This window comes from Kitasatospora purpeofusca (assembly GCF_042691725.1).
GTDB classification, from domain to species: domain Bacteria; phylum Actinomycetota; class Actinomycetes; order Streptomycetales; family Streptomycetaceae; genus Kitasatospora; species Kitasatospora purpeofusca_B.
Map to the genome: position 1 here is coordinate 8,761,684 of NZ_CP170483.1, position 17,952 is coordinate 8,779,635.

The 17,952-nt window shown below is 72.1% G+C and carries 14 protein-coding genes and 1 pseudogene; 9 read left to right on the plus strand and 6 right to left on the minus strand.

Features of this window, described 5'->3' with window-relative positions; all coding sequences use genetic code 11:
• The first annotated feature begins 125 nt into the window (after positions 1-125).
• Both ACFCLZ_RS37515 and ACFCLZ_RS37520 read left to right on the plus strand, forming a co-directional pair.
• On the plus strand, positions 126-1,463 hold the full coding sequence (locus ACFCLZ_RS37515) for a sensor domain-containing protein (protein ID WP_380282397.1): 1,338 nt from the start codon (positions 126-128) through the stop codon (positions 1,461-1,463).
• Positions 1,464-1,477: 14 nt separating this feature from the next.
• The gene (locus tag ACFCLZ_RS37520; RefSeq protein WP_380282398.1) at positions 1,478-2,173 is read left to right on the plus strand and encodes a response regulator; all 696 of its coding nucleotides are present in this window, start codon (positions 1,478-1,480) and stop codon (positions 2,171-2,173) included.
• 6 nt (positions 2,174-2,179) lie between these two features.
• On the opposite strand, the gene ACFCLZ_RS37525 is transcribed toward ACFCLZ_RS37520, so the two are convergent.
• The gene (locus ACFCLZ_RS37525; RefSeq protein ID WP_380282399.1) at positions 2,180-2,953 is read right to left on the minus strand and encodes a hypothetical protein; all 774 of its coding nucleotides are present in this window, start codon (positions 2,951-2,953) and stop codon (positions 2,180-2,182) included.
• Between the two features lie 341 nt (positions 2,954-3,294).
• Between ACFCLZ_RS37525 and ACFCLZ_RS37530 the strand changes: the two genes are divergently transcribed.
• The 6 genes and pseudogenes from ACFCLZ_RS37530 to ACFCLZ_RS37555 all read left to right on the plus strand — a co-directional run bounded on the left by ACFCLZ_RS37530 (position 3,295) and on the right by ACFCLZ_RS37555 (position 9,589).
• Entirely contained in the window at positions 3,295-4,731 is a 1,437-nt protein-coding gene (locus tag ACFCLZ_RS37530) for an aminopeptidase P family protein (protein WP_380282400.1), read from the plus strand.
• A gap of 282 nt (positions 4,732-5,013) precedes the next feature.
• Positions 5,014-5,967, plus strand: a complete 954-nt coding sequence (locus tag ACFCLZ_RS37535) for a hypothetical protein (protein ID WP_380282401.1) — start codon at positions 5,014-5,016, stop codon at positions 5,965-5,967.
• A 179-nt stretch (positions 5,968-6,146) separates the two neighbouring features.
• Entirely contained in the window at positions 6,147-6,557 is a 411-nt protein-coding gene (locus tag ACFCLZ_RS37540; protein WP_380282402.1) for a hypothetical protein, read from the plus strand.
• 512 nt (positions 6,558-7,069) lie between these two features.
• Positions 7,070-8,206, plus strand: coding sequence for a hypothetical protein (locus tag ACFCLZ_RS37545; RefSeq protein WP_380282403.1), 1,137 nt, complete (start codon positions 7,070-7,072; stop codon positions 8,204-8,206).
• An 89-nt stretch (positions 8,207-8,295) separates the two neighbouring features.
• A pseudogene (locus tag ACFCLZ_RS37550) lies at positions 8,296-8,897 on the plus strand (IS630 family transposase); the annotation flags it as partial.
• A gap of 101 nt (positions 8,898-8,998) precedes the next feature.
• Positions 8,999-9,589 carry a hypothetical protein gene (locus ACFCLZ_RS37555; RefSeq protein WP_380286431.1) on the plus strand — a complete coding sequence of 197 codons (591 nt, stop codon included), beginning with the start codon at positions 8,999-9,001 and terminating at the stop codon, positions 9,587-9,589.
• 542 nt (positions 9,590-10,131) lie between these two features.
• Here the strand turns inward: ACFCLZ_RS37555 and ACFCLZ_RS37560 are convergent.
• Positions 10,132-12,402: an MMPL family transporter gene (locus ACFCLZ_RS37560; protein ID WP_380282404.1), complete on the minus strand. Its 2,271-nt coding sequence runs from the start codon at positions 12,400-12,402 to the stop codon at positions 10,132-10,134.
• 186 nt (positions 12,403-12,588) lie between these two features.
• Entirely contained in the window at positions 12,589-14,223 is a 1,635-nt protein-coding gene (gene abc-f, locus ACFCLZ_RS37565) for a ribosomal protection-like ABC-F family protein (RefSeq protein WP_380282405.1), read from the minus strand.
• Positions 14,224-14,765: 542 nt separating this feature from the next.
• Between abc-f and ACFCLZ_RS37570 the strand changes: the two genes are divergently transcribed.
• Positions 14,766-16,031, plus strand: coding sequence for a cytochrome P450 (locus ACFCLZ_RS37570; protein ID WP_380282406.1), 1,266 nt, complete (start codon positions 14,766-14,768; stop codon positions 16,029-16,031).
• Positions 16,032-16,092: 61 nt separating this feature from the next.
• Here ACFCLZ_RS37570 and ACFCLZ_RS37575 read toward each other — a convergent pair whose 3' ends face one another.
• The 3 genes from ACFCLZ_RS37575 to ACFCLZ_RS37585 form a co-directional block, all read right to left on the minus strand.
• Positions 16,093-16,857 (minus strand): glucose 1-dehydrogenase, encoded by a 765-nt coding sequence (locus tag ACFCLZ_RS37575; protein WP_380282407.1) that lies wholly within the window; start codon positions 16,855-16,857, stop codon positions 16,093-16,095.
• A complete protein-coding gene (locus tag ACFCLZ_RS37580) occupies positions 16,854-17,495 on the minus strand; it encodes a TetR family transcriptional regulator (protein ID WP_380282408.1) in 642 nt (213 codons plus the stop codon). The genes ACFCLZ_RS37575 and ACFCLZ_RS37580 overlap by 4 nt, the downstream gene beginning before the upstream one ends.
• Before the next feature lie 96 nt (positions 17,496-17,591).
• A complete protein-coding gene (locus tag ACFCLZ_RS37585; protein WP_380282409.1) occupies positions 17,592-17,783 on the minus strand; it encodes a hypothetical protein in 192 nt (63 codons plus the stop codon).
• Positions 17,784-17,952 lie beyond the last annotated feature (169 nt).

Consider the following 17,952-nt stretch of genomic DNA (forward strand, 5'->3'; position numbering starts at 1 on the left):
GTTCCGACGGGCCTCGCCGCCCGGCGGGTCCGGGCGCCGCACGACGCGGCGCACCGTGATCGTCGGGATCGCGAACAGCGGTGCGAGCCGCGGAGCTTGGGCCGGAGCGGCACTATGCTGGGGGAATGGTCGAGTCGTTGCCCTTCGCGATCGCGAGCCGGTGGCGGCCGGGCGTCGGGTTCATCGTGCGTGCCGGGCGCCGTACGCTCGTGGAATCGCTGTATCTCCTCACCGCTCCGCTGAGCGCCGTCGTCGGCCTGCTTCTGGTGGTCGGCAGTCTGTGCGTCGCCACGGCCGGTTCGTTGCTGCCGAGCGGATCGCCCGTCGCGGCCCGGGCGCTGGCGCTGGCCCGGTGGCCCGGCGACGTGGAGTGGTGGCGGATCGGCAAGGTGCCCTCCCGAGCCGGCGGGGCACCGGGCGCCGGCTGGCGGCCGAGGTCGAAGGAGACGGCCGATGCGGCCGATCCCGGGCTGTGGCTCGACCTGGCGCACGCGGTGATGGTGCTCCCCGTCGTCCTGGTCACCTCGGCGGTGACGGCGCTGTGGTGGTTCACGGGGGTCGCCACCGCCACGTACCCCCTGCGCAACCAGGCCACGCCCGGGTCGCTGCGGCCCATGACCCTGTACGCGGGCAGCGACCAGTCCCACATCGCCGTGAGCCTGGGGCTGACGGCGCCGACCGAGCGGCTCGTCTTCGCGGTCACGCTCGCCGTGCTGCTGCTGTCCACCCTGCCGCTGGTGACCCGGGTCTGTGTCGCGGCCCAGGCCGGTCTCGGCAAGGCGCTGCTGTCCAACATGTCCGCGTTGCACCGCAGGATCAGCGGACTGGAGCAGGAGCGCGACACCGCCCGCGCGCAGGCCGTCGCAGCGGTGACGGCCGAGGCCGCCGCGCTGCGCCGGCTCGAACGCGACATCCACGACGGCCCCCAGCAGCAGTTGGTCCGTCTCGCGATGGAGCTGGGCCGCGCGCAGTACCACTTCGACCGCGATCCGGAACTCGTCCGGACCGCACTCGCCGACGCGGTCGTCCAGACCCAGCAGGCGCTGGACGAGCTGCGGGCCCTGTCGCGAGGCATCGCGCCGCCGATCCTCACCGACCGGGGGCTCCGGGAGGCGCTCGCCGCCCTGGGCGCGCGCTGCATCGTCCCCGTCGAGCTGGACGCCGGTCCCGTCGGCGGCAGGCTGGAGGCCGCCGTCGAGACGGCCGCGTACTTCGTGGTCGCCGAGGCGCTGACGAACGTGGCCAAGCACAGCCACGCCCGCCGGTGCACGGTCGGAGTGCGCCACGCCGACCGAGTCCTGCGGGTCTGGGTCACGGACGACGGGGTGGGCGGCGCCGCCCTGGCCAAGGGACACGGACTGCAGGGGCTGGCCGACCGGGTTCAGGCGGTCGGCGGCCGCCTGCGGGTCAGCAGTCCCGAGGACGGTCCGACCACGATCACCGCGGAGCTGCCATGTCAGTGAGGTCGGACGGGACGATGTCCGAAGCACCGTCGGGAGCACCGGCGGCTCCCGCGGCCCGCGGGCCGCTGCGGATCGTCGTCGCCGACGACGCCGTGCTGCTGCGCGAGGGCCTGGTCCGCCTGCTCGCCGAGGACGGTCACGAGGTGGTGGCGGCGGTGGGCGACGGCCCTGCCCTGGTCGAGGCGGTGCGCGAGCACCGCCCGGACGTGTCGGTCGTCGATGTGCGGATGCCGCCGACGCATACGGACGAGGGGCTGCGGGCGGCGGTCACCGCCCGCGGACAGGTGCCCGGCTCCCCGATGCTGGTGCTCAGCCAGTACGTGGAGGTGTCGTACGCGGCCGACCTGCTCGCGGACGGTTCCGGCGCCGTGGGCTATCTGCTGAAGGACCGGGTCGCCCGGGTCGAGGAGTTCCTGGACGCCCTCGACCGGGTCGCCCGTGGCGCGACGGTGCTCGATCCGCAGGTCGTCGCCCAGTTGCTGGCCGTTCAACGACGGGGCGACCCGCTGGGCAGGCTGACCGCGCGTGAACGGCAACTGCTGGGGCTGATGGCCGAGGGCCACTCCAACTCGGCCATCGCCCGGCGGCTGGTGCTCTCCAACAGCGGGGTGGAGAAGCACATCGGCAATGTCTTCGTGAAGCTCGGCCTCCCACCCGACGACGCCCAGCACCGCCGGGTGCTCGCGGTTCTCGCCTACCTCAATTCCTGAGCCCCGTCACCATCCGCCACCGAAGAAGCCGAGCAGCGCCGGCGCCGGGTCGGCCGCGGTGGAGGCGTTCGCCGCGGCGAGAACGAGGAAGGCCGACGACAGCAAGGCCCACAGGAGACCGAGTGACCTGAACACGCGCCTGGCCCGGCGGTCGGACGCCGCCGTCCTGGCGCTCCGCGTCCAGGACACCGTGCTCAGGCCGATGAGGACGACCGCCACCATCGGGGCGGCCACGGCTATCACCAGGTGGTACAGGGAGAAGTCACCGACCATCACCTCGAGGGCAGGCGGAGTGCGGTCACCGGCGTTCGGATAGTCGGCCAGCTGCCGCCTGACCTGATCGAGCGTGTCGGCGAGCGCTCCGTGCGGCGCGTGCGTCGGCAGCATCGACAGCAGTGAGGAGAGCGGTGCCGTCGCCCCCTGGACGTTGGCCATGACCGCCGCCACCGAGGCCAGCCCGAGCGCCGTGACGACGATCCCGGCTGCCGCGAGCGCCGCCCCGCGTCCGGCCCCGCGTCCGGCCCCGAGTCCGGCCCCGCGTCCGTGGGCCAGTCCGTCGGCCCGCACAAAGGCCCTCCACAGCAGAACGCCGAGCGTGATCAGCACGCCCAGCAGGGCCGCGGCGATCGAGGCCTTGACCACGTGGTAGCTGAGCCAGTAGTCGACGACCCGCTCCAGGTCCGGGGAGAGGTTCCGGTCACCGGACCTCCAGTAGCCGACGAACGACGCGGAGAAGCTGTCGATGAGGTGGCGCTGGTCGCCGAAACCGCCACCGGACATGCGCGCCGCCAACGGGCCGGGGGCGAAGACGAAAGCCGGGACGAGGCCCGCGGCGAGAGCGGTGAGCGCGGCGGGTACGCGCCCTGGGGTACCCGCGGAGCGGGATCGCCCGTGCGTTCCGGTGGTTCGTGAGGTTGTTCTCATGTGGACGACTTTGTCGCGCCGGCGCCCACCCGGTCACTGCGGTCCGCCCTGCACGTGGGGTGTGGCCTGCCACACCCCACGTGCAGGGCCCTTCTCTTCGGACCCTGTTCGATATACGGTACAAAACGTTTGTTACGTACCCGGCAGATCGGCGCGACGACGCCCCGTATCTCCCCACCCTCCCTGGAGAGTCCGCAGTGACCGAGCCCACCGAGCCCATCAAGTACCGGAAGAACGGCCTCACCCGCGGGGTGACCGAGGAACTCGCCGAGAACATGAGGCAGGGCTGGGCCGACACCGAGCGCCACGGCCTGGAGCCGATAGCCCAGGCCCCGTACACCGTGCGCCGCCGCGCCGCGCTGTCCGCCGCCTTCCCGGGCGAGCTGCTGGTGGTCCCGTCCGGCAATCCGAAGGTGCGGTCCAACGACGCCGACTACCCGTTCCGCCCGTCCTCCGACTACGCCTACCTGACCGGTGACCACAGCCAGGACGGCGTGCTGGTGCTGGAGCCCACGGGGGAGAGCGGCCACCGGGCCGTGCTCTACCTGCGCGGCCGTTCCCGGACCGACAACGGCGAGTTCTGGCTGGACGGCCACGGCGAGCTGTGGGACGGCCGCCGCGACAGCCTGACCGAGAGCGAGCAGCTGCTCGGCCTGACCTGCCAGGACGTGCGCACCGTCCACGCCGACCTGGGCGCGGCCGCCGGTCCGGTCCGGGTGCTGCGCGGCCACGACGCCGGCGTGGAGAAGGCCCTGCGGGACAAGGGAACGGCCGAGCGGGACGCGGAGTTCGAGGAATTCCTGTCCGGGCTGCGCCTGGTCAAGGACGAGTGGGAGATCGCCGAGATGCGCTTCGCCTGCGCGGCGACCGCCCGGGGCTTCGAGGACGTGGTGCGCGTCCTCGCCGACGACGCCGAGACCTCCGAGCGGCTGATCGAGGGCACCTTCTTCGTCCGGGCCCGGATCGAGGGCAACGACGTCGGCTACAGCACCATCGCCGCGGCCGGCCCGCACGCCACCATCATGCACTGGGTCCGCAACACCGGCCGGGCCCGCCCGGGCGAACTGCTGCTGCTGGACGCGGGTGTGGAGACCAACCAGCTGTACACCGCCGACGTGACCCGCACCCTCCCGGTCTCCGGCCGCTTCACCGACCTCCAGCGGAAGATCTACGACGCCGTGTACGCGGCGCAGGAGGCGGGCATCGCGGCGGTGCGGCCCGGCGCGGACTTCCGCGACTTCCACCACGCCGCCCAGCGCGAGCTCGCCGAACACCTCACCTCCTGGGGCCTGTTCGGCGACCTCACCGCCGACAAGGTCTACGAGCTGGGCCTGCACCGCCGCTTCACCCTGGCCGGCACCGGCCACATGCTGGGCCTCGACGTCCACGACTGCGCCCACTCCCGCGTCGAGGAGCACGTCGACGGCCCGCTGAAGCCGGGCATGGTCCTCACGGTGGAGCCGGGCATCTACTTCCAGGAGAACGACCTGACGGTGCCGCAGGAGTACCGCGGCATCGGCGTCCGGATCGAGGACGACCTCCTGGTCACCGAGGACGGCAGCGAGAACCTCTCCGCCGACCTCCCCCGTCGCTCCGACGAGGTCGAGGCCTGGCTGGCGGGCCTGCGCCGCTGACCCCGGACGGTGGATCGTGCCCCTGCTCGGGGGCACGATCCACGGCGGCCGGGGCCGTCACCTCACGCGGAGGCACCGGAGAACGAGTCACGCCGTGGTTGCCCCGGTCGACATGGCCTTCGACGACGCGTCGGGCCGGGACACATTCATGAGGGGTGTCCTCACTACTGGGATGGAATGACGGGGTTGTCCTGCGCGGCCCGTCGGCCTACCCGGCCGCCGGGGGCAGGGCAGGGTGGTTTCCGCGCCGTGCGCTGGAGCGGTCGCGCGGAAGGGATCGGTATGACACGGGTACGCGGGTCCGGAGAGCCGGTGCGGCGGATGTGGGCGGTGAACCGGCCGCTGGTCTTCACCGGGGCCCTGATGGTTCTGGTGCTGGCGGCCGCTCTGGTGGGTTTGGCCGTGGACCGGCAGTCGATCACCGGACAGCCGGCCTGGGCGAAGCCGGCCCGGTTCGCGCTGTCGATCTGTCTCTACTCCCTCACCCTGATGTGGCTGCTGACCTTCGTCCGGGGCCGCGAACGCCTCGTGCGCACGGTCTCCCGGGTGACCGCCGTGGGGCTGAGCGTGGAGATGGCCCTGATCGTCGGCGTGGCCGCGGCCGGGACCACCAGCCACTTCAACTTCACCACCGCGACCACGACGGGCGTGTGGATCACGATGGCCGTGTTCATCGTGGCCGCCTGGGTGATGAACCTGGCGACCGTCGTCCTGCTGCTGTCCCAGCGGGTGGAACCGCCCGCGTTCGCCTGGGGGCTGCGCCTCGGGACGGGGGTGGCCTGCCTGGGCATGGCCGTCGCGTTCCTGATGACCCTGCCCACCCACCTGCAGCGCGAGGCCGCCGCCGAGGGCCACGGCATGCCGATCATCGGTGCGCACACCGTCGGGCTCGCGGACGGCGGCCCGGGACTGCCGGTCACGGACTGGAGCACGGTCGGGGGTGATCTGCGGATTCCGCACTTCGTCGGTCTGCACGCACTCCAGGTGCTGCCGCTGATCGGCCTCCTCCTCGCCTGGCGGCCGCGCCGGGCGACTCCCGGCCACCGTGCGGCGCTGATGTGGATCGCCGCGCTGTCCTATCTGGGCCTGGTGCTCATCCTGACCTGGCAGGCGCGCCGCGCCCAGCCGGTCACCGCTCCCGACGCGCTGACCGGCGTCGCGCTCCTCGCCGTGGCCGCCACCGCCGTCACGGCCGCGCTCCTGGTCCTGCGTCACGCCCGCCTCGCGGACGGCTGACCCGGCAGGCCGGCCGGACAAGCAGCTTTTAGCCCGGACAGGCAGCGGTGTTCCTCCGCCCGAGTAGCCGGGCGGTCGGCCGGGGGAGGGGGGACGGTGCTTCGGGTACGGATCGGGCTGGCGCGGGGGAACAGCCCCCCGTCGAGGAACACCCGACCCCTGAACCCCAGGAGGCCGACATGGCCCGCACGAAGCCCCTTGCCCTGACCGCCCTCGCCGTCTTCGGTGTCCTGGCCGCGAGCACCGCGTCCGCCGCCGCTGCCGACAGGCCCGCCGACAAGCCCACCAGCGTCAAGCCGACCGTCACCGCCCCCGCCCCCCACGACCAGGCCGCCGCCGACCCCTCGCTGCTGGCCGCGCACGACCAGGTCACCGGCGACTGGGTCGACGTGGCCCCGGGCGACAACGGGTTCGCCATCGTGAGCTGTCCGTCCGGCGAGGTGCCCACCGGCGGTGGCGGCCAGACCAGCGCCTTCCGGATCTTCTTCACCGACTCCTACCCGAGCGGCGGCTCCTGGGTCGTACGCGGCACCAACACCGGCACCGCGACCGAGTCCATCCGGGCGACCGCCGTCTGCACCACCCCCTGACCCCCCTGACCCGGCGCTGAACGACCCGGGCCCGCCTCCCGGGCCCGGGTCGTTCCACGCCCTGCGCGCCGGTGTCGCCTGGCGCGACGCGCCGACCGCCACCAGGGCCGGCTCGAACTCGTCTGCAGCATCATCTGCCTACGACGGCGCCGGACGCATGTCGGTGGGGACGGTGTCCAGGCCTGCGGAGCCGACGATGGCCGCCAAGCGGTGAGATCGGGCGGCAGGCCCCCGGCTGCTGCCGAGCGACATCACTGACGAGGGCCCGAAGAGGCCGGTGTACCACTCTGCGACGTAAAGATTGGAATCAGAACTGTCCTCCCAAGGAATCGATTGACTTATCGTCAAGGCGTCCTGGGTTTCCAATCCTTGGTGGCCTTGTTTCATGGCGACACGACGCCCGGATCCGGAGAATTCCAGCTCGACTGTGCTTCAGTAAGTGCGCACACGCTCCACTATGCGCCATGGGCGGGGTGCGGAATTCCTGCCCTGGCGAACAGAAAGGATGGCCCATGCCCTCCAACGGCGAGATCGAAGACGCGCAGCAGGAAAAGAAGGCCGGCCTGTACAATGCTCTGATCCAAGGGCTTCAGCTGGACCCCGACCGATTCCAGCTGATCTCACCGGCGACCCCGGTCGGAGATACGTCGGACAAGATCTGGGAGTTCTTCGACAACATCCCGCCCCGGACCCTGGCCTACCACTTCGACGAGGCGGGTGGGAACCGCTTCTACGACAACTATGCCGAAGTCATCAACAGGCTCCAGCCGCCGAGCGACGACGCGTTCGAGGAAGCTCTCGGAGACTACATCGATGAGTGGAAGAAATACCTCAAGAAGCAGAAGCCGGCGCCGACCCTGGAACAGCTCCCGGGGGTGTTCCGGGATTGGGCCGCGGCGAACCATCCGGACATCGCCGAAGCCGGCGCGCAAGCCCTGGAGCAGTTGGTCAACGATCCGCTGCTCAAGGCACAGGAGCAGGTGCGTGACAAGAGCCACTTCATCAAGAACACGCCCGATTTCAGCTCCACGATCGAAAATCTGAAGGACGGTATTCGTAGGGCGCAAGGCGCGGCCGTCAGCTTCGACAGCGCCACGGCCGACATCGACGTTCGGAAGACGTGGGCCAGCGGGGAATTCGGCGTCTTCTACTTTGTCTTCGGCGGAGGGGGAGGAAGCTGGTCCAAGATCAGTGAGACCTTCGCCAGCTCACGGGTCACTGTCGAATGCACGTTTGACCACGTGATGACGCTTCAAGGGTCCCCGGGGAATTGGTACAACTCTGCGGCGCTGTCCCGTGCCTACTCCACGGAGGACAACACCGTATGGAAGCCCGGAAAGCCGAGTTGGAACAGTACCTTCGGCCCCAAGGGTGACATGCAGCGATTCTGCACCGCGCTAATCGTGGCTGATGGCATCAAGTGCACGGTGACTTCCGACGCCAGCTACTCCCAGAAGGATCAGGAGAGGTTCAAATCGGACGGCGACATCGGTATCTGGCCGTTCTTCTTCGGCAATGTGGAAGGTGGCAGTTCAACGGAAACCACCTTCACCAGCGAAGGGCACTTGAAGGCCGTCAGCACCAGCCCTGGGGGCAATCCGCTGATCATCGGCTGCAATGTCACTCAGGTCAAGGATTTCCTCGGCTAGTGCTGTGACCGCATAGGTTCACCGGGTTGGCGTCGGAGGGCCCTCGGCCGGTTGGATGTCGCGAGACGTTCAGCTCGGAAGGGGGCCTGATGGCGGAGCCGGTCAGGGTTCGCAGACTCACGGACCAGGAAGGCCAGCAGTTACAGCGGATCGTGCGTCGGGCAGCATGAACACGGTGCGCTACCGGCGGGCGATGCTGCTGCCGGCCTCGGCCGGCGGCAACCGGGTCTGCCTGGACCCTTGGTGGGCGGGAGGCCGTCCCCGCCATCTCAGCGCTGACGACGAGGACTTCGTCGTCCAGACGGCCACCACCCGCCCGACGAAGCTCGGGCAGCCCTTCACCTGCTGGTCGATCCGCAAACTGCTCGCCTATCTGCGCGGGGCCCACGGCCGCGTGATCCGGATCGGCCGCGAGGCCCTGCGCTGCCTGCTCGCCCGGCGCGGTGTCACCTTCCAGCGCACCAGGACCTGGAAGGAGTCCACCGACCCCGACTTCGACACCAAGGTCGAGCGGATCGAGCACGTCCTGGAGCGCTTCCCCGACCGGACGTTCGCGTTCGACGAGTTCGGCCCGCTCGGCATCCGGCCCACCGCCGGCGGCGGGTGGGCCGAACAGGGCCGGCCCGACCGGCTCCCGGCGACCTGCCACCGCACCCACGGCGTCACCTACTTCCACGGCTGCTACTCGGTCACCTTCGCCACTGCGCCACCCCCTCTGAGGCTTCCAGCACGCCAGAACTCGCCTTTAGCAAATCTCTTGTACTCATTCAAAATTCTGTGCATGATTCAGGCATGGTTTCACAGGAACAGCTGGACGACATCTTCGCCATTCGCTGGCCGCTGCCGCACTTCCCCGAGGACGACCAGACCCCTCGGCACGTACGCGGCGCTGCGGTGGACGACGCATGGAAGCCCCGCTTGGCCTTCATCCGGCAACTGGGAGCTGCGACGGCGGACCACGGTCCGGACCATGATCCGCTCCTCGTCGCCCTTGAGGACCTCGTCGCAATCAAGAAGGCCGCCGATGAGCAGATTCGGCTGCTCCTGGCCTACGGCCGGGCCTACGTCACCCCGCGCCCACACACGCTGGAAACCCTTGGCCAGGCTGCCGGCCTCACCCCCTCCGGCGTCAGCCGCGCCTTCGGCGCCAAGGAGATCCTCGCCGTCGGGAACCTGACCGGCCGGCGCCCCGCCGCAGTCGAGATCGACGACCACCACCCCGATCTCTTCCCCGACGATGACAGCCGACGGCGGTGCACCTGGGGAGGCAGCAAGAACAACCCCTGCACCGACGAGCCCAAGTACGCCGTCACCGACAAGTCCGGCACCAACTGGGCCTGCTGCGACAGCCACCTGCCCGGCTACCTCCGCTCCCGCACCTGAGCCGACCGGACACTCCACAGTCGTTGGCGGCAAGCCGCGGCCGTCGAGCACGCGGCAGTTGGAGAACGCGGCCAGGGCCTCCGCCGCCAAGCTGAGAGTCCTGATCCGATCTACTGCGAAGGCCCGACCCCAGGTCGGGCCTTCGGTCTGTCTTGCGCCTTCAACATCATCCCGTGGCGGCTTTTGGGCTCACGTTGGCTGGACCCCTCCTCGTGTCCCTCACGACACCCGAGATCGAGACCGACCTGGCCGCGCGAGTCGAGACGGCCTTCGGGATCCCCGGGCAACCGCCCCTGGCCTGGTGGATGGCGGCGCCGTCCCGGTGGCGGACCGCCGCCGGGAGGTCGTCGCACACCGGGGTGGCCGACTCCACCTGGACCGGGAGCAGTTCGTGCTGCGCCTCGTTCGGCCGCAGCGTCGGGGCCGGGTCGGCGGCGGCCGGCACCTCGGCCGCCCGGGGGAGCGGGGTGCCGTCCCGAGGATCGCGCCCTTCGCCACCCGGAACCGTCCGGTCCGTGCCCCGCCGTCACGCCCGGGGCCTGCTAGGCATTCTCGCCCTCGGTGTCGATGTGGGGCAGGATTCGGTCGAGGAAGTGCGGGGTCCACCAGGCGGAGGCGCCGAGCAGGGTCATCACGGCGGGCACCAGCAGCAGGCGGACGATCGTGGCGTCCACCAGGACGCTGACGGCCAGGCCGAGGCCCATCATCTTGATCACGATGTTGTCGCTGACGATGAACGCGGCGAACACGCTGACCATGATCAGCGCGGCGCAGGAGATCACCCGGGCGGTGATCTCCAGGGCGTGCGCGACGGCGTCGTGCGGGCGGCCGGTGCGGATCCACGCCTCGTGGACGCGGGAGAGCAGGAAGATCTCGTAGTCCATGCTCAGCCCGAAGACGATGGCGAACATCATCATCGGCACATAGCTCTCGATCGGGACCTTCCCGGCCACGCCGAGCGCCGGTCCGCCCCAGCCCCACTGGAAGACGGCCACCACGACCCCGTACGAGGCCGCGATCGACAGCAGGTTGAGCACGGCGGCCTTGACGGCGACCAGCAGGCCGCGGAAGACGGCCAGGATGATCAGGAAGGCGAGCCCGACCACCACCGCGATGATCAGCACCAGCCGGCTGGAGACGATGTCCAGGAAGTCCACCTGGGCCGCGGTGTTGCCGGTGACGTACGTCTTCGCGCCGGTGCCGGCCACCGCGTCCGGCAGCACGGTGTCCGACAGCCGGTTCACCAGGTCGGTGGTGGCGCGGTCCTGGGGTGCGGTGGTCGGGACGACGGTGTTGAACAGCACCACGCCGTCCGGGCTGGTCTGCAGCGGGCTGACGCTCGCCGCGCCGGGCAGGCCGGTGAGGGCCTGTTGCAGCGAGGCCTGGACGGCGGGGCGGTCGGCGGCCGCCACCGCGCTCTGGTCGACGACCAGGGTGAGCGGCCCGTTGGAGCCGGGGCCGAAGGCCGCGGACATCAGGTCGAAGGCGCGCCGGTCGGTGAAGTCGGTGGAGTCGGCGCCGTCGTCGATGTGGCCGAGCTGGATGGAGAACAGCGGGATCGACAGCACCCCGAGCGCGACCACCCCGGCGACCAGGTAGCGCCAGGGATGCGCCTCGACCCGCCGGGCGTAGCGGTGCCAGGCGCCGGTGGTCTCCTCGCCCCGGGCGCCGCCGGCCTCGGTGCCGCCGCTCTCGGTGCCGCCGCTCTCGGCGACGGGGCGGCGCACGGAGAAGCGGTCCATGTGGCGGCCGATGAACCCCATCAGCGCGGGCAGCAGGGTGAGCGCGCCGAGCACCGCCGTCACCACGGTGACCCCGGCGGCGGCCCCGAGCTTGGCGATGAAGGAGATGCCGGACACCGACAGCCCGGACAGCGCGATGATCACCGTGCAGCCGGAGACCAGCACGGCGCGCCCGCTGGTGGCCACCGCCTGCCCGGCGGAGGCGACCGGGTCCACGCCGTCCATGAGGTTCTGCCGGTGCCGGGTGAGCAGGAACAGCGCGTAGTCGATGCCGACGCCGATGCCGATCATGGTGGCCAGGGTGGGCGCCACCGTCGCGAAGGTGGACAGCGCCGCGATCAGCCCCAGCACGCCGAGGCCGACCACCGCCGCGAACAGCGCCGTCAGCAGCGGCAGCCCGGCCGCGATGAGGCTGCCGAAGCCGACCAGCAGCACCACGATCGCCACGGCGAAGCCGATCGCCTCGCTGGACCGGTCGTCCGGCGCCGGCCGGGCGAGCTCGCCCAGCGGTCCGCCGTACTCCACCTGCACCCCGGCGTCCCGCAGCGGTGCGACGGCGGCGTCCACCCCGGTCAGGTAGTCGTCGCCGAGCAGTGTGGGGTTGGTGTCGAACCGGACGGTGATGTAGCCGGTCAGCCCGTCGGTGGACAGCGGCCCGCCGGGCGGCGCGGGCTGCCCGGGCGGCGGCAGCGGGCTCTGCGCGCCGAGCACGTGCGGCAGCGCCTGGAGCGAGGAGACGGCCTGCGCGATCTGCGGCTGGAAGCCGGACAGCTGCTGGGCGTCGTGCAGTACCACCTGGGAGCTGGTGCCGGCGGCGGCCGGCTCGTGCGCCTGGAGGACCTCCTTGCCCTGCGCCGCCTGGGTGCCGGGCAGTGAGAAGTCGTCGGAGTAGGTGCCGCCGACCGTCTTGTTGGCGGCCTGGACGCCGGCCAGCGCCACGATCCACAGCACCATGACCATCAGCCAGTGGCGCGCGCACCACTCTCCCAGGCGGCGCAGGCCGGCGCGCTTGGCGGCGGGCGCGGGGGCGGGCTCGGGGGCCGAGGAGGAGCGGCGGGTGGACGGCGGCATGGAAGGCTCCCGGGGTCTCCTGCGCGGCGGTGCGCCGATCCGGCGCAGCGTTCCCCGGCGGGCGCCGTCGCGTACCGCTACCGCCGGGTAGTCGCCCCGCCGGCGGTGCGCTGCGTGCGCTGCGGTGCGCGCCGGTTGCCCGGGGAGGGGCGGCCGGGCCCCTCCCCGGGCAACCGGGCCGGGCCGTCAGCGCACCGGGGCCGCCGTCTCCCGCAGCTCGCCCTCGGCCAGGTGCAGCCAGCGGGTGATGCCGATCCCGCTCAGGAAGCGCTCGTCGTGGCTGACCACCACGAAGGCGCCCCGGTAGGCGTTCAGGGCGTTCTCCAGCTGCCCCGCGCTGACCAGGTCCAGGTTGTTCGTCGGCTCGTCCAGCAGCAGCAGGTGCGGGGCCGGCTCCGCGCACAGTACGCAGGCCAGCGTGGCGCGCAGCCGCTCGCCGCCGGACAGCACCCCGACCGGCAGGTGGGCCCGGGCGCCGCGGAACAGGAAGCGGGCGAGCAGGTTCAGCCGCTCCGCCTCTGGACGCTCCGGGGCGTACGCGGCGAAGTTCTCCGCGACGGTGCGGTCCGGGTCGAGCAGGTCCAGGCGCTGCGAGAGGTAGGCGACGCGCCCGTCGGCCTGCCGCAGCTCGCCGGCCTCGGGGACGAGGTCACCGGTGAGCAGGCGCAGCAGCGTGCTCTTGCCCGCGCCGTTGGGGCCGGTCAGCGCGATCCGCTCGGGGCCGCGGACGGTCAGGTCGACGCCGGGGCCGGTGAACACCTCGTGCTCGCCGAGCCGCACCCGCAGTCCCTCGCCGAGGAACAGGGTGCGCCCGGCGGGTACCTGGGTGTCCGGCAGGTCGACCACGATCCGCTGCTCCTCGCGCAGCGCGCGCCCCGCCTCGTCCAGGCGCGCCTTCGCCTCGCCGACCCGGCCGGCGTGCACCTGGCCGGCCCGGCCCGCGGACTCCTGCGCGCCGCGCTTCATGTTCCCCGCGAAGATCTTCGGCAGGCCCGCGTTCTTCAGGTTGCGGGCGGCGTTGCTCTGCCGGCGGTCGGCCCGCTCACGGGCCAGCTGCATCTCCCGCTTCTCCCGCTTGAGGTCCTGCTCGGCGTTGCGGACGTTCTTCTCCGCGACCTCCTGCTCGGCCCGCACGGCCTCCTCGTAGGCGGTGAAGTTGCCGCCGAACAGCCGCAGTTCGCCCCGGTCGAGTTCGGCGATGCGCTCCATCCGGTCGAGCAGCGCGCGGTCGTGGCTGACCAGCAGCAGACAGCCGTGGAAGTCCTCCAGGGTGTCGTACAGCCGGTGCCGGGCGTCCAGGTCGAGGTTGTTGGTGGGCTCGTCGAGCAGCAGCACGTCGGGCCGCCGGAGCAACTGGCCCGCCAGGCCCAGCGAGACGACCTGGCCGCCGCTGAGCGTGCGCAGTGTGCGGTCCAGGGTGAGCGCGCCCAGGCCGAGACGGTCCAGCTGGGCGCGGGTGCGCTCCTCGATGTCCCAGTCGTCGCCGATGGTGGTGAAGTGCCGTTCGTCGACGTCCCCGGACTCCACCGCGTCGATGGCCCGGATCACCTCGGCGACGCCCAGCACCTCGGCGACGGTCAGCCCGGCGGTCAGCGGGAGGGTCTGCGGCAGGTACCCGAGGGTGCCGTCCACGGTGATCGACCCGGCGGTGGGCCGCAGGTCGCCGGCGATCAGCCGCAGCAGCGTGCTCTTGCCGCTGCCGTTGGGGGCGACCAGGCCGGTGCGGCCGGAACCGACGGCGAAGGAGAGGTCCTGGAAGACGGGGGTGTCGTCGGGCCAGGAGAAGGACAGGGTGGAGCAGACGACGGAAGCGCCGGACATGGAGGTGACCTCATGAGGTAGGGGCTCCAGGGGCAGGGAAGGACACACCTGTCCCCTGAATGGACAAGGGGGAGGAGGGGACGACAGCCGGGCCGCGGCAGCGGTGCTTCAGCGCACCGGCGAGCGGCCTGTCGGTCCGGGTATCACCCGGAGATGTCGTCGTCCACCACCATGTCCGGTCTCCTCGACGAAGGATCAACGTTCTCGACACTCTAGCAGCACGGCCTGCGGGCGTCAGGTCGTGCTGCCCGTGCTGCCCGTGCTCGGAGCCGGTCGGCGTCCGGGACCGGCCCGCGCGAGGGCGGCGGGCGCTCCTCCGGGGTGCGGCCGCGTCGGGCCGTTGCGGGCCACTGTCGGGGGTGAAGCGGCCGGGCGCATCGGTCAGTTGACGCTGAGACGGCCGTTCGGGTGGTGCCCCGCAACGGTGCCATCCGCACCCGGAAGGCCCTCTCGACGCGGCGGACGCGCGGCGGCATGCTCATCCCCGTGCGCGGCCCGTGCCGTGTGCCGCACGTCTGCGCCGTCCGAACGAAGGAGCCCCCGTGGACCGTCTCGTGCTGGACCCGACCGGCCGTGACCGCGACGCCGAGACCGCCGAGCTGCACGCCCGCGGACCGGCGACGCCCGTCGACATCCTGGGGGTGCAGGCCTGGGCGGTGGCCGACCCGGACCTGCTGGAGGAACTGCTCAAGGACCCCCGGGTCTCCAAGGACCCCCACCGGCACTGGCCGGAGTACCCCGAGGTCGTCGCCGCCTGGCCGCTGGCCCTGTGGGTGAACGTGCGCAGCATGTTCACCGCCCACGGCGCGGACCACCGCCGGCTGCGCCGGCTGGTCGGCACCGCGTTCACCGCCCGCCGGATCAACGCGCTCGCCGGGCGCGTCGAGGAGATCACGGAGGCCCTGCTGGACGAGCTCGCCGCCACGCCGCCCGGCACGCCGGTGGACCTCCGCGAGCGCCTGGCCTACCCGTTGCCGATCCGGGTCATCGCCCAGCTCCTGGGCCTGCCCGACGAGTTGGTGGACCGCTTCCGGGCCCATGTGGACGGCGCGTTCGACACCACGCTCACCCCCGAGGAGGCGCAGGCCAACGCGGTGGCCTTCTACGGGATGCTGGACGAGCTGATCGCCGCCAAGCGCCGCGAGCCCGGCGACGACATGACCTCCCAGCTGATCGCCGCCCACGACACCGAGGACACCGAGGACACCGAGGACACCGAGGGCGGCGGGGACGCTGCGGGCGGTGCGGGCGCCGGACTGAGCGAGCAGGAACTGCTCGACACCCTGCTGCTGGTCGTCTCGGCCGGCTACGAGACCACCGTGAACCTGATCGACAACGGCATCGCCAACCTGCTCACCCACCCCGAGCAGCTCGCCCTGGTGCGCGCGGGCAAGGTCCCCTGGGAGGACGTGGTCGAGGAGACGCTGCGCCACGACGCGCCCGTCGCCCACCTGCCGCTGCGCTACGCGGTGGAGGACATCGAGCTGCCGGGCGGGGTGACCGTCCGCCGCGGCGAGGCGATCCTCGCCTCCTACGCCGCCGCCGGCCGCCACCCCTCCCGGTACCGGGACGGCGCCGCCTTCGACGTGACCCGGGCCGACAAGGACCACCTCGCCTTCGGCCACGGCGTGCACTTCTGCCTCGGCGCCCCGCTCGGCCGCCTGGAGGGCCGCACCGCCCTGAGCAGGCTCTTCGACCGCTTCCCGGACCTCGCCCTCGCCCCGGGCGCCGACCTGCGGCCCGTCGAGTCGCTGATCTCCAACGGCCACCGCACGCTCCCCGTCCTGCTGCACGGGCCGCGGGCCTGACGGCGGGAACGCGGCCGCGCCGCCCCGGACACCCTCCGGGACGGCGCGGCCGCGCGCGGGCTCACTGGCCCATGACGTACTTGACGGTCGGCCCGGTGGTCCAGCCGCCGTCCACCGCCAGTTCGGCGCCGGTGACGTAGGAGGCGTCGTCGGAGAGCAGGAAGACCACGGCGGTGGCGATCTCGGGGGCCTCGCCGACGCGGCCCATCGGGGTGTTGGGGTAGTTGCCCTCCCCGCGCCGGATGCCGACCGAGGCCGTCATCGGCGTGTACGTCATGCCCGGGTGCACCGAGTTGACCCGGATCCGCTCGGTGCCCAGCTCGACCGCGCCGATCTTGCTGAGGCCGCGCACGCCCCACTTGGACGCGCCGTAGCCGGCCGTCAGCGCCAGGCCCATCAGGCCGGCCGCCGAGGAGATGTTGACGATCGAGCCGCCGCCGGCCGCGCGCAGCGCCGGGACGACGGTCTTGATGCCGATGAACACCCCGGTCAGGTTGACGTCCAGGACCCTGCGGAAGTGCTCGACGCTCTCCTCCACCAGCGGGGTGCCGGTGGAGATGCCGGCGTTGTTGACCAGGCCGTGCACCGCGCCGAACTCCGCCACCGCGAAGTCCACCACGCGCTGCCAGTCCTCCTCGGAGGTCACGTCGTGCCGGACGAACCGGGCCCGCTCGCCGAGTTCGGCGGCGGTGGCCTTGCCGTCGTCCTCCAGGACGTCGGTGATCACGACGTTGCCGCCGGCTGCGACGGCCAGGCGGGCGGCCTCGGCGCCCAGGCCGCGGGCGCCTCCGGTGATGATGACGGTCTTGCCGGTCAGGTCGTTCATGACGTGCTCCTTCGAGGGGCGGGGGCGGGGGCCGAGAGCATGGCGGCGGACACCGCCACCAGGTCGGCGAGGAAGGTCTCCTCGTCCGTCAGGGGTCGGGCCCCGGTGAGGTACTGCTGCGCGCGGTCGGCGAGCGCCGCGCCGATCAGGGTGAGGACCAGGTCGAGCCGCTCCAGGCGGATCGGCTCCGGCAGCGCGGAGATCCGTGCCTCGGCCAGTTCGATCAGCCGCCAGTAGCCGCCGCCGGCCAGGGTGGGGTGCGGGGTCCGGGTGCGGACGCCGCTGTTGTGGCTGATCTGCGCGGAGATCCGCAGGCAGCGCCGGCCCTGGTCGGTGCGCAGCTCGGTGGCCTCGGCGGCGACCAGGGCGCCCAGCAGCCCGGGCAGGTCCGCCTCCGCGAGCGAGGCCAGGCGCGGCGCGAGGGCGCGCTCGGTGCGCTCCTGGCGGGCGGCCATGATCGCGTCGAGCAGGCCCTCGCGGGAGCCGAAGTGGTACTGCACGGCGGACGGGTTGCCCTGCCCGGCAAGCCGGACGATGTCCTTGGTCAGCGAGGCCTCCACGCCCCGGGTCGCGAAGAGTTCCTCCGCCGCCCGCAGCAGCCTCTCGCGGGTCTCGTGGCCCGCCGACGTCCTTGCCATGCGGCCAAGATTAATACTGGCCATTATTAACGTCAATGCACCACGACGGCGCGGCCCCGCCGTCGAGGGACGGCGGGGCCGCGGGGTCGGGAGGGCTCAGCAGCTGGTCGTGACGGTGACCCAGTGGCCCTCGTACCAGACCTGGATCTTGCACTTCTTGGGCGGCGCGGCTGTCGCCGAGGCGGTGGCGGCCGTACCGGCGGTCATGCCGACGACGGCGACGAGCGCGGCGAGTACGGTGGCCGCGCGCCGCCTTCCGGTGCGGGCGGTGGTGGTCCTGGTGGCCATGGCTGGTCCTCCTCCTGTGGGTGGGGTGGGGCAGGGGTGCGCCCGATCGTGGTCGGCCGCCCCCCGCCGCCCCGCCGTCCCCGTCCGGCGGGCATGCACACGAGGATGCGACGTGGCCCGGCCCCGAGGGAGGGCAGAGCGTGCCCTGGCGGAACGGCCGTCCCTGTGC